Annotated in this window: 16 protein-coding genes; 13 read left to right on the forward strand and 3 right to left on the reverse strand. The window is 57.6% G+C overall.

Annotation, left to right across the window (positions count from 1 at the left end; genetic code table 11):
- The first annotated feature begins 27 nt into the window (after positions 1 to 27).
- From AC4LF3_RS04975 to AC4LF3_RS05020, 10 genes are all read left to right on the forward strand, one after another.
- Positions 28 to 1,176: a pyridoxal phosphate-dependent aminotransferase gene (locus tag AC4LF3_RS04975; RefSeq protein WP_491834879.1), complete on the forward strand. Its 1,149-nt coding sequence runs from the start codon at positions 28 to 30 to the stop codon at positions 1,174 to 1,176.
- On the forward strand, positions 1,164 to 1,955 hold the full coding sequence (locus tag AC4LF3_RS04980; RefSeq protein ID WP_491834880.1) for an amidohydrolase: 792 nt from the start codon (positions 1,164 to 1,166) through the stop codon (positions 1,953 to 1,955). Before AC4LF3_RS04975 ends, AC4LF3_RS04980 begins: the two co-directional genes overlap by 13 nt.
- 129 nt (positions 1,956 to 2,084) lie before the next feature.
- The gene (locus tag AC4LF3_RS04985; RefSeq protein ID WP_491834881.1) at positions 2,085 to 3,008 is read left to right on the forward strand and encodes a 3-hydroxyacyl-CoA dehydrogenase family protein; all 924 of its coding nucleotides are present in this window, start codon (positions 2,085 to 2,087) and stop codon (positions 3,006 to 3,008) included.
- Between the two features lie 20 nt (positions 3,009 to 3,028).
- Positions 3,029 to 4,465: a sigma-54 interaction domain-containing protein gene (locus tag AC4LF3_RS04990; RefSeq protein WP_491836246.1), complete on the forward strand. Its 1,437-nt coding sequence runs from the start codon at positions 3,029 to 3,031 to the stop codon at positions 4,463 to 4,465.
- Positions 4,466 to 4,670: 205 nt separating this feature from the next.
- Positions 4,671 to 6,062: a GntP family permease gene (locus tag AC4LF3_RS04995; RefSeq protein WP_491834882.1), complete on the forward strand. Its 1,392-nt coding sequence runs from the start codon at positions 4,671 to 4,673 to the stop codon at positions 6,060 to 6,062.
- An 11-nt stretch (positions 6,063 to 6,073) separates the two neighbouring features.
- A complete protein-coding gene (locus AC4LF3_RS05000; protein ID WP_491834883.1) occupies positions 6,074 to 6,844 on the forward strand; it encodes a 3-hydroxybutyrate dehydrogenase in 771 nt (256 codons plus the stop codon).
- Between the two features lie 25 nt (positions 6,845 to 6,869).
- Positions 6,870 to 7,571 (forward strand): CoA transferase subunit A, encoded by a 702-nt coding sequence (locus tag AC4LF3_RS05005; RefSeq protein ID WP_010797341.1) that lies wholly within the window; start codon positions 6,870 to 6,872, stop codon positions 7,569 to 7,571.
- A 1-nt stretch (position 7,572) separates the two neighbouring features.
- Positions 7,573 to 8,199, forward strand: a complete 627-nt coding sequence (locus AC4LF3_RS05010; protein WP_010797342.1) for a CoA transferase subunit B — start codon at positions 7,573 to 7,575, stop codon at positions 8,197 to 8,199.
- A gap of 118 nt (positions 8,200 to 8,317) precedes the next feature.
- A complete protein-coding gene (locus AC4LF3_RS05015; RefSeq protein ID WP_010797343.1) occupies positions 8,318 to 9,496 on the forward strand; it encodes an acetyl-CoA C-acetyltransferase in 1,179 nt (392 codons plus the stop codon).
- Positions 9,497 to 9,601: 105 nt separating this feature from the next.
- Entirely contained in the window at positions 9,602 to 10,045 is a 444-nt protein-coding gene (locus AC4LF3_RS05020; RefSeq protein WP_010797344.1) for a DUF4174 domain-containing protein, read from the forward strand.
- Here the strand turns inward: AC4LF3_RS05020 and AC4LF3_RS05025 are convergent.
- A complete protein-coding gene (locus AC4LF3_RS05025) occupies positions 10,042 to 10,716 on the reverse strand; it encodes a glutathione S-transferase (RefSeq protein ID WP_010797345.1) in 675 nt (224 codons plus the stop codon). The two genes, AC4LF3_RS05020 and AC4LF3_RS05025, sit on opposite strands and share 4 nt — an antisense overlap.
- A 118-nt stretch (positions 10,717 to 10,834) precedes the next feature.
- On the reverse strand, positions 10,835 to 11,926 hold the full coding sequence (locus AC4LF3_RS05030) for an NADH:flavin oxidoreductase/NADH oxidase (protein ID WP_074828015.1): 1,092 nt from the start codon (positions 11,924 to 11,926) through the stop codon (positions 10,835 to 10,837).
- Between the two features lie 140 nt (positions 11,927 to 12,066).
- Here AC4LF3_RS05030 and AC4LF3_RS05035 point away from each other — a divergent pair, with 140 nt between their 5' ends.
- The 3 genes from AC4LF3_RS05035 to AC4LF3_RS05045 all read left to right on the forward strand — a co-directional run bounded on the left by AC4LF3_RS05035 (position 12,067) and on the right by AC4LF3_RS05045 (position 13,820).
- On the forward strand, positions 12,067 to 12,543 hold the full coding sequence (locus AC4LF3_RS05035; RefSeq protein WP_074828019.1) for a MarR family winged helix-turn-helix transcriptional regulator: 477 nt from the start codon (positions 12,067 to 12,069) through the stop codon (positions 12,541 to 12,543).
- Positions 12,544 to 12,674: 131 nt separating this feature from the next.
- The gene (locus tag AC4LF3_RS05040) at positions 12,675 to 13,067 is read left to right on the forward strand and encodes a DUF6491 family protein (protein ID WP_019364410.1); all 393 of its coding nucleotides are present in this window, start codon (positions 12,675 to 12,677) and stop codon (positions 13,065 to 13,067) included.
- Between the two features lie 66 nt (positions 13,068 to 13,133).
- Positions 13,134 to 13,820 (forward strand): thermonuclease family protein, encoded by a 687-nt coding sequence (locus tag AC4LF3_RS05045; protein WP_150347899.1) that lies wholly within the window; start codon positions 13,134 to 13,136, stop codon positions 13,818 to 13,820.
- A 50-nt stretch (positions 13,821 to 13,870) separates the two neighbouring features.
- Here AC4LF3_RS05045 and AC4LF3_RS05050 read toward each other — a convergent pair whose 3' ends face one another.
- Positions 13,871 to 14,698 carry a peptidoglycan DD-metalloendopeptidase family protein gene (locus AC4LF3_RS05050; protein ID WP_010797350.1) on the reverse strand — a complete coding sequence of 276 codons (828 nt, stop codon included), beginning with the start codon at positions 14,696 to 14,698 and terminating at the stop codon, positions 13,871 to 13,873.
- Positions 14,699 to 14,820 lie beyond the last annotated feature (122 nt).

The raw sequence follows: 14,820 nt of genomic DNA on the forward strand, positions 1-14,820 counted from the left end.
CCGACCGCCTTGTTGTCGGAGCGTTCGATGATCCAGAGCAAGTTGCCTTCCCTCGGTGTGACTATCTTTACCCGCATGTCCCAGCTGGCTATGGAAACGGGTGCAATCAACCTGTCTCAGGGTTTCCCGGATTTCGACGGCCCGGATGCCTTGCGCGAGGCGGTAAGTCGGCACGTCATGGCCGGTCATAACCAGTATGCGCCCATGACAGGATTGCCCGCCTTGCGTGAGCAAGTGGCCCGCAAAGTGGCTACGCTCTATGGGCGCACGGTTGATGCCGAACAGGAAGTCACCATTACACCCGGTGCGACGCAGGCCATCTTTTGCGCCATTCAGTCTGTAGTCCGCAGCGGTGATGAAGTGATTGTATTCGATCCTTGCTATGACTCTTACGCACCCTCGGTTGAACTGGCCGGTGGGCGCTGCATCCACCTACCCTTGGCACTGCCGGATTTTGGGATCGACTGGGATCGTTTGCAGGCAGCCCTGACGTCGCGCACACGGGCTATCGTACTGAACACGCCCCATAACCCGAGCGGCTCGCTGGTTGGTCGCGACGCGCTGGACCGTCTCGCCGCATTGATTCGCGATCGGGATATCTACCTGATCAGTGATGAGGTATATGAGCACTTGGTTTTCGACGGAGCAGAGCATGCCAGTGTACTCACCCATGATGAACTCTACGCCCGTGCGTTTGTTATCAGCTCCTTTGGCAAAACATATCATGTGACAGGTTGGAAGACCGGGTATGTGATCGCCCCGCGCGAGCTTTCAAGCGAACTGCGCAAGATTCACCAGTATGTAAGCTTTTGCGGGGTGACGCCTCTGCAATGGGCATTGGCAGATTTCATGGAAGCGCATCCCGAGCATGTAACCGAACTCCCAGCGTTTTATCAGGCCAAACGAGATCTGTTCTATGATTTGTTGGGTTCGTCTAAATTGGCGTTTACACGTGCAGCAGGGACCTATTTCCAGCTGGCGGACTATTCCGCTATTCGGGATGACGTAAGCGATGTCGAAATGGCCGAGTGGTTGACGCGTGAGCACGGTGTGGCTGCCATTCCGATCTCCGTGTTTTATCAGGAAGCTCCAAAGGACTTGCGTCTGGTACGTTTCTGCTTCGCTAAACGAGAGGAGACGCTGCGGCTAGCAGCGGAAAAACTGTGCGCGATCTAAGCCTGAGACCTGATTTGAAACTGGCATTCATCCAGACTGAACTGTTCTGGCATGATGCTTCGGCCAACCGCGACCGGTTTACTGCCTTGCTGCAACAGGCGAAAGGCGCGGATCTGGTTGTACTGCCTGAGATGTTCACTACCGGCTTTTCGATGGAATCAGCCCTGCTGGCTGAGGATGAAGGCGGACGTTCCCATGCGTGGATACGCGAGCAAGCGGCATCGCTCAATGCTGTGATAACGGGCAGCCTGATCGTTCGTGATGCCCAAGGGCAGTACCGTAATCGACTCCTGTGGGCGCGGCCTGACGGCACGATGTCCCATTATGACAAACGTCACCTGTTTCGCATGGCCGGAGAGCACGAACATTACACCGCAGGTGAAGCGCAAGCGGTATTCGAGCTCAACGGCTGGCGCATTCGTCCCTTGATCTGTTACGACTTGCGGTTTCCGGTGTGGAGCCGTGATCCAGTCAAGACCGATCTGTTGCTCTATACCGCCAACTGGCCAGCCGCACGGCGTAACCACTGGAATCGGCTGCTTCCCGCTCGGGCCATTGAAAACCTCTGTTATGTCGCGGCCGTGAATCGCATTGGCGAAGACGGAAAAGGAATCGCCTATAGCGGCGACAGCCAGGTATTGGACTACCAGGGCGAGCCGCTCCTGGACGCCAAGGACAGCGCAGGAGTGTTTACGGTGTCGCTGTCTGCCGACACGCTGTCGCGCTACCGCGATGCGTTCCCCGCGTATCGGGATGTGGACGACTTCGAACTGCTTTGATTGCTCACTACTCCTCCCTAACGCCCCGTCTGCCATGCTGGCGATGGGGCGTTGTTGTTTCCGGCGCTTGCCCTTTGCCTTGGGACGATTGCAGACTGGCCCTTCGACAGGCTATTCAGGACAACAACAATGCAAACGCCTCGAATCGCAATTATTGGCGCCGGCCTCATGGGTGTCGGGATTGCCACTCATTTTGCTCGCCACGGACATTCGGTTCTGCTGCGAGACGTTTCCGCCGAGCGTTTGAGCGATGTGCCCGCCATTGCCAGAAGTGTTCTGGAAGAGCTATCAGCGGCTGCGCTGTTTGAACCCAGTCAGACCAAAGCAGTGCTGAGCAGGATCACGACAACCGATGCGCTGGCCGATTTGGCTGATGCCACGCTACTGATCGAGGCTGTACCTGAGCGGCTGGCGCTCAAGCATGCGTTGTATGCGGAGCTTGAGTCAGTCGTTTCGCCAGAGGCCATCATTGCCAGTAACACAAGCGGCTTTCCTCCCGAGCAACTGGCTCAGGGAATGGCATATCCCGAACGGTTGCTCATTGCTCATTTCTGGAACCCGCCTCATCTGATTCCACTGGTCGAACTGGTGCCGGGAGAAAAGACCAACCCAGCCTGTTTGGAGAGGGTGCGGGATGTATTGCAAGTCATGGACCTGGAAGTTGTTCTGCTCATGCGGGCGATTCCGGGCTTTATTGGCAACCGCCTGCAGTTTGCCGTGCTGCGTGAGGCCCTGCATATCGTACAAAGCGGTGCAGCGTCGCCTGAAGATGTGGACCGGGTCATGCGGGCCTCTCTGGGTAGGCGCTACGGCATGGTGGGACCGCTGGAAGCGGCAGACATGGGTGGTCTCGATACCTTTCTGGACATCGCCAGCCACCTGATGCCGACCTTAGCCAAGGATGAAGAGGTGCTAGAGGTTTTGCGTGAACGCGTCGGGCAGGGAAGAACAGGCCTACGCAGCGGCAATGGGTTTTATGAGTGGAGCGAGGAGCGCAAGGCGCGGATAGCCGAGCGGCGTGCCCATCAGCTACAGCATGCCTTGCGGCCATGAATCGCTATACAGGTGTCGATATGGCGACCGCCAATGACCTGAGCGACTATCAGCAGATCAGTCTGCGGGCAATTCGCTCGCTATTTGAAAGCATCGAGCAGAGCAGCGAAGGCACCGTAATTGTGGACCGTGACCTCCGTATCGTCTGGATGAATGAGCGTTATGCCCGGCGCTTTGGCTTGCCCAGCGCAAAGTCGGCGATCGGGCAGGTGTGTGAGCAGGTGATTCCGGGAAGCTTGTTGCGGGAAGTAGTCAATACAGGCCAGCCCATCCTGCTGGATGTGCTTGATACACCCAAGGGGCCAATGGTGGTGATGCGTTTGCCCATCCATGACGATACCGGTCAGGTAATCGGTGCCATTGGCTTTGCCCTGTTCGACGAGTTACGGACGTTGGCCCCCTTGGTGACGCGGTTCTTACGGATTCAGGAGGAATTGGCTTCGACGCGGCGGTCGCTGCAGAACGCCCGGCAGGCCAAATACAGTTTTGCCCACTTCGTAGGCAGCGGCCCGGCCAGTCAGGAGGTCAAGCGACGTGCGAGACGTGCGGCTACGGTAGAGACCTCTGTCTTGCTGTTGGGCGAGACCGGCACAGGAAAGGAGTTGTTGGCCCATGCCATTCATGCGGCATCCCCTCGGGCCAATAAGTCGTTTGTCAGTGTGAATGCGGCTGCCATCCCTGAAAACCTGTTGGAAGCTGAGTTCTTCGGCACGGCGCCTGGTGCCTTTACAGGCGCGGACCGCAAGGCGCGGGCAGGAAAACTGCAGATTGCGCAGGGCGGAACGCTATTTCTGGACGAAATCGGCGATATGCCCCTGAGCTTACAGGCAAAACTTTTGAGGGTACTTCAGGAAAAGGAATTCGAGCCGCTGGGGTCCAACGAGGTGCTGCGCTGCGACGTTCGGCTGATTGCGGCAACCTCACGCAATCTGGATGCGCTGGTAGCTGAAGGCTTATTTCGGGCGGATCTGTACTACCGCTTGAACGTACTGCCCATTGTGGTTCCGCCGCTGCGTGAACGGCGAGAAGACCTGCCGGCGTTATGCGAAGCCATCCTGGACAGTTTGCTGGCGGAAGGACATGCGCCTCGGGAGCTGGATGAGGAAGCACTGGCGTTACTCGCCCGCTACGATTGGCCTGGCAACGTACGTGAGCTGCGCAATGTTCTGGAGCGCGCATCGCTGTTGAGTGATGAGGCCGTTATTGGCGCGCTCAGCATTGGCTCGGCATTAGGAAAACCCTTGCCACCCAAAGCGATTGAGCTGGTGTCCATTAGCACTACCAGTACGCCTAGTAACAACATGACGTATGAAGAGGCGAAGCGCCAATTCGAGCATGAGCTCATTACCCAGGCCTTGTCATCGTGCTCAGGCAGGGTCGAGGAGGCTGCCAAACGCTTGGGCCTCGGACGCTCCACCCTTTATAAGAAAATGGCTGCCCTAGGGCTCTTGTCTTGAAATAGAGACTATTCTCAAGTTGGAGACAAAATTGATTCGAACTTGTCTCAAATTGGAGAAATCAATGAATTGAAGGAGCAATTAGTTAAGTAATTCAAGGTGTTAGCTTCTGGCATGGATCTCGCTAACAAAGCCTTGCTGTCTCCACAGCTACAACAATAACTAGCCGCTGCGTTCGGTGCTGACCGGCCAGCGAGGAGAAAACATGAGCGTATTGATTGCTCTGGCGGCGCTGGGTCTGCTGATGCTGGCGGCGTACCGTGGTTATAGCGTTATCCTGTTTGCACCGATTGCAGCCCTTGCGGCGGTGCTGCTGACCGATCCTTCCGCTGTGGCTCCGGCATTTACCGGTGTGTTCATGGACAAGATGGTCGGCTTCATCAAGCTGTACTTTCCTGTCTTTCTGCTGGGTGCAGTCTTCGGCAAGCTGATCGAGCTTTCCGGTTTTTCCCGTTCCATTGTGGCTGCTGCGATTCGTCTGCTGGGCACACGGCAGGCCATGCTGGTCATCGTGCTGGTTTGCGCCTTGCTGACCTATGGTGGCGTCTCGCTGTTCGTTGTCGTGTTTGCGGTGTACCCATTCGCAGCCGAGATGTTTCGTCAGAGCAACATTCCCAAACGTTTGATTCCAGCCACCATTGCACTGGGTGCGTTTTCATTCACCATGGATGCCCTGCCGGGTACGCCTCAAATACAGAACATCATTCCTACGACATTCTTCAACACGACGGCCTGGGCTGCCCCGTGGCTGGGGTTGATCGGCTCGTTGTTTGTCATCGCGGTCGGGTTGACCTATCTGGGGCGGCAGCGTCGTAAAGCGATGTCGCGTGGAGAAGGGTACGGCACCGAGTTGCGCAACGAGCCGGAAACACCGGACAACATCAACTTGCCGAACCCGCTTCTGGCGCTGTCGCCACTTATCCTGGTCGGCGTCATGAATCTGCTATTTACCCACTGGATTCCTCAGTGGTACGGCAAGACGCACACGCTAGCGCTACCGGGGCTGGCAACGCCTGTGACCAGCGAAGTCAGTAAGCTAACGGCAATCTGGGCCGTCGAGGCTGCCTTGTTAATCGGCATTTTGCTGGTGCTTGTGGCTGCGTTTAAAACCATCCGTACCCGCTTGGCCGAGGGCACTAAAACCGCAGTAGGCGGGGCTTTGCTGGCCGCCATGAATACTGCGTCTGAATATGGGTTTGGTGCAGTAATCGCTTCGCTGCCGGGTTTTCTGGTCTTGGCAGACGCGCTCAAGACCATTCCCAACCCACTCATCAACGAAGCCATTACCGTAACGCTTCTGGCCGGTATCACTGGCTCGGCTTCAGGCGGCATGAGTATTGCGCTGGCGGCCATGTCGGACAGCTTTATCGCCGCAGCCAATGCCGCACAGATCCCCCTTGAGGTGCTGCACCGGGTGGCGGCCATGGCTAGCGGTGGCATGGATACCCTGCCGCACAATGGCGCCGTCATCACCTTGCTGGCAGTAACTGGACTGACGCACCGGGAAGCTTACAAAGACGTATTTGGTATCACGTTGATCAAGACGTTGGCAGTGTTCGTGGTCATCGGCGTGTTCTATGCCACTGGCATCGTGTAGAGGAGAACGTTATGGACTTGAAAGGCAAAACCGCCCTGGTAACCGGTTCGACCAGTGGAATCGGTCTGGGTATCGCCACGCGACTGGCCGAAGCGGGTGCCGATGTGATCCTCAATGGCTTTGGTGACAGCGAGAAGGCTAAAGCCGATCTAAGCCGTTTGGGTGGGCGGGTCGGTTATCACGGGGCGGACTTGTCCCGGCCTGAGCAGATTACTGATCTTTTCGCCTATGCTGAACATGAGTTCGGTGGTGTGGATATTCTGGTCAACAATGCCGGCATCCAGCATGTGGCATCGGTCGAGACGTTTCCGGTCGAGAAGTGGGACGCGATCATTGCAATCAATCTGTCCTCGGTATTTCACGCGACTCGTCTGGCATTGCCGGGTATGAGGCAGCGCGGCTGGGGAAGGATTGTGAACATCGCGTCCGTGCATGGATTGGTAGGGTCGGCACAGAAATCCGCTTATGTGGCTGCCAAGCATGGCGTGGTCGGACTGACCAAGGTGGTTGCACTGGAAACGGCCGATTGTAATGTGACCTGTAATGCGCTCTGCCCGGGCTGGGTGCTGACACCTCTGGTGCAGCAGCAGATCGATGCACGCGCCGCTACAGATGGCGATGCAGAGCGCGCACGGCGGGAGCTTCTGGAAGAGAAGCAGCCGTCACTTGAATTCGTCACGCCTGCCCAGCTGGGCGAGTTGACACTGTTTCTTTGCAGCGATGCGGCCGCCCAGGTACGGGGCGCCGCGTGGAATGTCGATGGGGGCTGGTTGGCCCGTTAACAACAATAACGACACGAGGTAAACCATGAACAAGCTTTATCCCAGTGCCGCCCATGCCCTAGAAGGGGTCGTGGAAGACGGCATGACGCTGGCGGTCGGCGGTTTCGGTCTGTGCGGGATCCCCGAAGCGCTGATCCTGGCATTGCGCGAGACCGGCAAGCGCGAGCTGACCGTGATCAGTAATAACGCCGGAGTAGACGGGTTTGGCCTGGGCGTACTGCTCGAGTCCCGGCAAATCAAGAAAATGATTTCCTCCTACGTAGGCGAGAACAAGGAGTTCGAGCGGCAGTACCTTTCCGGTGAGCTGGAATTGGAATTCACCCCCCAAGGCACGCTTGCGGAAAAACTGCGTGCCGGTGGTTCAGGCATCCCGGCGTTCTTCACGCGTACCGGCTACGGCACGCTGGTGGCCGAAGGCAAGGAAACACGCGAGTTCGATGGTGAGCAGTATGTGATGGAGCGGTCGCTCGTGGCGGATGTAGCGCTGGTCAAAGCGATCAAGGCTGACAAGGCAGGCAATCTGGTCTTCAACAAGACTGCACGTAACTTCAACCCTCTGGCAGCAATGGCGGGCAAGTTGTGTATTGCCGAGGTGGAGCAACTGGTGGAAACGGGTGAGCTAGACCCTGATGAGGTCCATCTGCCGGGCATCTTTGTGCAGCGCATCGTTGTGAATGCCAATCCCGAGAAGCGCATCGAGAAACGCACCCTGTCGGAGGGCAACTAACATGGCCTGGACTCGTGAACAAATGGCGCAGCGCGCCGCCAAGGAATTGCAGGACGGCTTCTATGTCAACCTGGGCATTGGCCTGCCCACTCTGGTCGCCAACTATATCCCTGAAGGAATGGATGTGTGGCTGCAATCTGAAAACGGACTCCTGGGTATCGGCCCGTTTCCGACAGAAGAGACCATTGACCCGGACTTGATCAACGCCGGCAAGCAAACTGTTACTGCCCTGCCGGGCAGCAGTTACTTCGACAGTGCCTTGAGTTTTGCCATGATCCGGGGCGGTCATATCAACATCGCCATTCTGGGCGCTATGCAGGTGTCGGAAAAGGGAGATCTCGCCAACTGGATGATTCCCGGCAAGATGGTAAAGGGCATGGGCGGGGCAATGGACCTTGTTGCCGGTGTAAAACGCGTGGTAGTGCTGATGGAGCACACCGCCAAAGGCGCTCACAAGATCCTGCCGGTCTGTGACTTGCCACTGACCGGAGTAGGGGTGGTCAACCGGATCATTACCGACCTGGGGGTGCTGGATGTGACCCCAGAAGGATTGAAGCTGGTCGAGCTGGCTGAAGGCGTCACCTTCGAAGCGTTGCAGGAAGCCACCGGCTGTTCAGTAATGGCATAGGCATGGTGCGCCTGTTGATCAGCGCAGGACGTACGCGACGGGATCCAGACGAATGCCGCAGGCGAACCGCCTTGTGCTGATGCCGGGCGCATGGCCATCTTATTTCAGGAGAACAGTAATGCGAGACGTTGTTATCGTGGCCGCTACGCGGACGGCCATTGGCAGCTTTCAAGGTGCGCTGGCCAATGTGTCGGCCGTGGAGCTGGGGGCTGCAGTCATCAAGGCCGTGATCGAAAAAACCGGTATCGCACCGGAACAGGTCGATGAAGTCATCATGGGCCACGTATTGACGGCAGGTCTTGGACAGAACACGGCGCGTCAGGCCTCCATCAAGGCGGGATTGCCGCCTACGGTGCCAGCCATGGCGCTTAACAAGGTGTGCGGCTCGGGCCTCAAGGCGCTGCATCTGGCCACCCAGGCCGTTCGCTGTGGTGATGCCGACATCATCGTGGCCGGTGGCATGGAAAGCATGAGCCTTGCGCCTTACGTTCTGCCCAAGGCGCGTACCGGTCTACGAATGGGAAATGCCGAGCTGGTCGATTCGATGATTCAGGACGGTTTGTGGGACGCGTTTAACGATTACCACATGGGGATTACTGCCGAGAATCTGGTCGAGAAATATGGCATCAGCCGCCAGGCGCAGGACGAGTACGCCGCGGCCTCCCAGCAGAAGGCTCTCGCGGCTATCGAGGCGGGCCGCTTCAAGGACCAGATTACCCCTATCGTGATCCCTCAGCGCAAGGGTGATCCGGTGGTGTTCGATACCGATGAGCAGCCGCGTGCAGGCACGACAGCCGAAGCCTTGGCCAAGCTCAAGCCAGCATTCAAGCCCGACGGTACGGTCACGGCCGGTAATGCTTCCAGCATCAATGATGGGGCCGCTGCGCTCATTCTCATGAGTGCGGAAAAGGCCGACGCGCTGGGCCTGCCGGTGCTGGCCCGCATCAAGGCCTATGCCAATGCAGGGGTTGATCCTTCCATCATGGGAATCGGACCCGTGTCAGCGACGCGCCGTTGTCTGGACAAGGCAGGATGGGGTCTGGGCGAGCTGGACCTGATCGAAGCCAACGAAGCCTTTGCTGCCCAGGCATTGTCGGTAGGGCAGGAGCTGGGATGGGACTGGGACAAGGTCAATGTGAATGGAGGGGCTATCGCGCTGGGTCATCCGATTGGCGCGTCGGGCGGACGGGTCGTGATCAATCTCCTGTACGAGATGATCCGGCGTGACGCGCACAAGGGGCTGGCGACCTTGTGTATTGGTGGTGGCCAGGGTGTCGCGCTGGCTATCGAGCGATAAGCCAAGGGCTACACGCTTTGTAATGCTACAGGTGTGTAGCCACTGAATTTTCGATGCGTATGTGGTCGTTATGCAAAGACCCTTTTCTTGATGGGAGTCATAACGATGTCTATTTTACGCATGCTGAAAGCCGGTACCTTGAGCGGGCTCATGGCGATTGCGGGAGGCGTGATGGCCGCTGACGCGGACAATCCTTTGACCCAGGAGCGTTGGAAGACGCGTCCCCTTGTTGTCCTGGCGGCTTCGGCGGATGATCCGGTGCTCAAACAGTTGACCACCTCCCTTGAAGAGCCACGCAACCGTGAGGCTTTTATCGAGCGGGATATGGTGCTTTATACCGTAGTCGGTGATCGTGGCCAGCGTAACGGTGAGCCGCTGAGCGAACATCAGACCCAGGCGCTGGTCAGTGCGCTTGATGAACAGCCGAGCGGCAAGGCAACGGTCATCCTGGTGGGCAAGGACGGCGGGAAGAAAATCGTGCAACAAGGCCAGATCGATCCTGCTGCGATCTTTGCCACCATCGACAAGATGCCCATGCGCCAGCATTAACCCTGGGCGGCATAGTCATAGGGGCCACCTTTTTCCAGGGCGCGTTGATACGCCGGTCGCGCATGGATACGCTCCAGAAAGGCCTTGAGCTTGGGGCGGCCCTGCGTCAAGCCTGCGCGACAGGCAGCCGCTTCCAGCGGGAAACTCATCTGTATATCGGCTGCTGTAAAGGCGTCACCTGCAAACCATTCGTGCTTGCTCAACTCACTTTCCAGATAATCGAAGTGCAGGTTCAGCTGCGGCTGAATGAAGACTCGGGTGACCTGATCACTGATAGCGCGCGCGATAGGGCGGGCGAAAAAAGGCATCGGACCGGTGCGGACACGGTCGAACACCAGCTTGAGAAGTAGGGGTGGCATGGCTGAGCCTTCGGCATAGTGCAGCCAGTAGGTATAGCGTGCGCGCTCGGGGGCGTCGGCGGAGGGAACGAGTGACTGCCCGTAGCGGTGGGCCAGATAATCGATGATGGCGCCTGACTCCGCCAAGGTCATCGAGTCATCGGTAATAACCGGCGACTTGCCCAATGGGTGAACATCACGCAGCTCCTTTGGCGCCAGCAACGTCTGCGGATCACGCTCATAACGTTTGATCTGATACTCGAGCCCCAACTCCTCAAGCAGCCAGAGGACACGTTGTGAGCGGGAGTTGTTGAGGTGATGAACCGTGATCATGGGCGCTCCATAGGCTGAGTAGATACATAGCCTAGCGTACTGTGCGTCTCGCCAAGCAATAAGCGGAACCAAATAAAAAAGGCGCCGTGTAACGGGCGCCTTTTTGGACAGCGAAAACTCAGCGACGCTTCAGCCAGGCCGCATAGGGCGGTGGCAGCAGATCCTGAGGGTTCTCGCGACCCAATTCGATAGCGGCATGGTAAGGCCAGAAGGGATCACCCAGTACAGCCTTGCCCAGCATGATCAGATCGGTCTGGCCGCTTTCGATGAGTTCATTGGCATCCTTGGGCTCGCGAATGGACCAGCTGATGGAGGTCAGCACATCGACCGCATCGGTGATCTGCTTTGCCTTGTCGCCCATGAAGCCTGGCTTGCCCCATGGAACATTGGACACATCAGGTGTGTTGAAGCCCATGCTGACGTCGATCAGGTCCATACCGCCTTCCTTGAAGCGGCGAACCAGCTCGATGGACTCTTCCATACCCTGATCGCCTTCAACGAAGTCGGTCACGCCCAGGCGTACGATCAGCGGCAGGTTCTGGGGCCATACCTCGCGTACGGCATGGAAGGTTTCCAGCAGGAAGCGTGCACGGCCTTCGAAGTCGCCACCGTATTCATCGGTACGCTTGTTGGCCAGCGGCGAGAAGAAGCTCTGCGCCAGGTAACCATGGGCGAAGTGCAGTTCAAGCAGTTCAAAGCCCGCCGCAAGAGCGCGCTTGGCAGCGGCTACGAAATCAGCTGTAACGCGATGGATATCCTCGACCGTCATCTGCTTGGGGGCACGGGGCAGGTGGGCACCAAAGGCATTATCGGAGGGGCCAATGGTTTCCCAGGCCAGCGGATGGTCTTCCGGCAGGTGATCATCGCCTTCCCAGGGACGGTTGGCGCTGGCTTTGCGGCCGGCGTGAGCAATCTGGATACCGGCTACGGCACCGGTGGATTTGATGAAGTTGACGATAGGCTTGTAGGCTTCGGCCTGCTCATCGTTCCAGATCCCCAGGTCAGCAGGGGTAATACGGCCTTCAGGGGAGACGGCGCTCGCCTCTACAACAACAAGACCTGCACCGCCTGCCGCACGCGAGGCATAATTCTGGAAGTGCCATTCGTTGGGCATGCCGTCTTTTGCCATGTACTGGCACATGGGAGAGACGGCAATACGGTTACGCAGGGTGACGTCTTTGATTTTCAGTTCGCTAAACAGATCAGCCATTGGGCATGTTCTCCAAGAGTAGGTAGCATCTGGCAGTTAGAGGCTTACCGATATATTGTGTTCAATATAATTGCGTGAAATGTAAACAAGCAAGAGGCTCGGCGTCGCAGGATGTTCGCTTTGGTCTCGACGAGGTCGTCATGTCTGATTCGATAAAAGAGACGCCAAATCGCTCCGTGTGCGAGCTTTCACTCGACGAACAGTTGTGTTTTCCGCTTTACGCAGCGGCAAATGCCACCGTTCGCGCCTATCGGCCATTGCTTGAGCCGCTGGGCCTTACGTATCCGCAATACTTGGTCATGCTTGTGCTCTGGGAGCGGGACGGGCTCAAGGTCACTGAGATCGGCAGGCGCCTGCATCTGGATACCGGAACCCTTACCCCGCTGGTCAAGCGCCTCGAAGCTGCCGGTCTGGTCCAACGGTCTCGCCTAGTTGAGGACGAGCGTTGTGTGGCGGTAACGCTGACTCAGGATGGGCGAGCCCTGCAGGAGGCCGCACGTGGCATTCCCGGTACGATGAAACAGACGCTTCCTCTGGACGCCGACACGGTGGCGGCTCTGAAGGCAGGTCTTTCACGCCTGATCGAAGTCAGTGAAACATTGAACGGACGCGATTAGGCCTGGATTGAAACTATAAGGCGCCACGCTTTCCTAACCCTCTGAGACAGTACATTCGATAGGGTGCCGCCATGGCAAAGGCGCATGCACTCAAAGCGCCACGATAGAGACAACAGGTTAAGGATTCTTGAATGCGTGTGTTTAGAACGCTGGGACTGCTGGGGCTGATTTCACTGCTGGCAGCCTGTGCGACACCGTTCGGACCGCCGACCACGCTGGACGGCAAACTCAGGCGACTGGGCTATAGCCAAGGCGAGCCAATCCGTACAATCCTTGGGTTCGACTTGTCTGGATGGAATTATCTGGATCGCAGCCACATTGCGCTGGGAACTGGCCTGGGGCGGGCCTATCTGGTTGAGTTTGCGCAGCCTTGCGGCAACCTGCAGGCAGGTAACCGTATCGGCTACAGCTCAAGAGCGGCCGGCTTGCGGCCTGGAGATCTGATCATTTCCAATGCGCCAGCCGGTGATGCGGAGCGGTGTACCATTGGTGAGCTGTACAAGCTGATTCCCCTGGACCGCTGATCGCTGCACCGCAGGAGTGGTACTTTGAACAGCAGCTCTGCCCATTTTCTCCCAAGGAGTTTTCGCGTGAGGCGTCTGATTCCGTTTGCCGCTTTTTTCCTGTTTCCGTTGCTGGCCCAGGCCGAGACCATCAACTGCCGTGTGGTAGGTGTGCACGATGGCGATACGCTAACCTGCCTGACGCCACAGAAAAAACAGCTCAAGGTTCGATTGGCCGAGATCGATACGCCTGAGTCCAAGCAGCCCTATGGGACTCGTGCGCAGCAGTCCCTCTCCAGCATGGTTTTTGGCAAGGATGTGCGGCTTGAGGTACAGGATACCGACCGCTACGGCCGCAAGGTGGCGCGCGTTTACCAGGACAGGACAGATGTGAATGCCGAGCAGGTCAAGTCCGGCTCGGCCTGGGTGTACCGGCAGTATTTGAAAGACAAGTCGCTGCTGGATCTTGAGGCCGAAGCCAAGGCGGCCAAGCGCGGTCTTTGGGCGCTACCGGAGTCGGAACGCATGCCACCGTGGGAGTGGCGCAAGGCCGACCGTGATAAGCGTCAGGATAAGCGGCAGGGATCAGCCACCTACACGCCGCCGGTCAAGTCGGCAAGCGAGGAAGGCGGCGAGTTCAACTGCTCGACGCTCAAACGCTGTAATGCCATGTCCAGCTGCGCCGAGGCGAAATTTCAACTGCAGCAATGTGGCAACACTCAGATCGATGGAAATCACGACGGGGTGCCCTGCGAGGCGCTTTGCAAGCGGTAGGATTGTTATACCCGTAAGCCTTGCGGGCTTACGGGCTTTCATTGACCCCGTCAGGGTGTATAAGCGTTGATGAAGATGGCGGGATCGACCCGTGCATCGTTCAGGCTGACATTCCAGTGCATATGCGGCCCGGTGGCTCTACCCGTCGACCCCACGAAGCCTACCACGCCACCTCTGGGCACTTCCTGCCCCAGCTTTACATTTACTTTGGACATATGGCAGAACATGCTGATAAAGCCCTGTCCGTGGTCGACAAATACCGTACGGCCATTAAAGAAATAATCGCCAATCAGAATGACCTTGCCTGCGGCTGGCGCCTTGATCGGTGTACCGGCTGGAACGGCAAAATCGAGGCCTGAATGTGGATTGCGCTCCTGGCCATTGAAAAAGCGCCGCAAGCCGAACGGGCTGGAAAGGCGTCCATCGACGGGGCGGTCCAGCAGCAGGTTACTGGGCGTACCGGGGGAGAAGATCTGATAGGCCTTGGTCTGCTCAGCCAGCTCACGCTCGATTCGCTTGAGATCCGCCGGATTGGGGTTTACCTGCCGATCATTTTTCAGCGTGATGTGCTGTTCCTTATAGTGGCGACTGCGCACGGCAAAGGTTTCCGTGCGGCTACCATTGACCGTCAATGTCTGCTGACCGGGTTTGATCGTGAGTGGAATACCGACGATAGCGATCCAGCGCTGGCCCTCTTCATGGACCACCATGACCGGCTTCCCTTGATAGGTCGCTTTGGGAGCCGTCGGGCCGTTGCCCAATGGAACAACCGCTACACCCCCTGGAACAGGTTTATCCAGCAGACGGGTGATGAAGCCTTCAGCATGGGCGCAAAAGGTAAAACACAAGGTAATCAGTAGCAGAAAAAAGCGAGGCATAGGAAAACAATCAAGGCGATGTGATCCAGTCATCCTCGTTCATGTCTTGGCTTCTGGCAAATCGCTCATGGCTGAACCCGGGCGAGTTCACACCGGTCACTGCATGAGGACATCAAGGAGAA

Source organism: Pseudomonas sp. C2.3V (genome assembly GCF_058536325.1).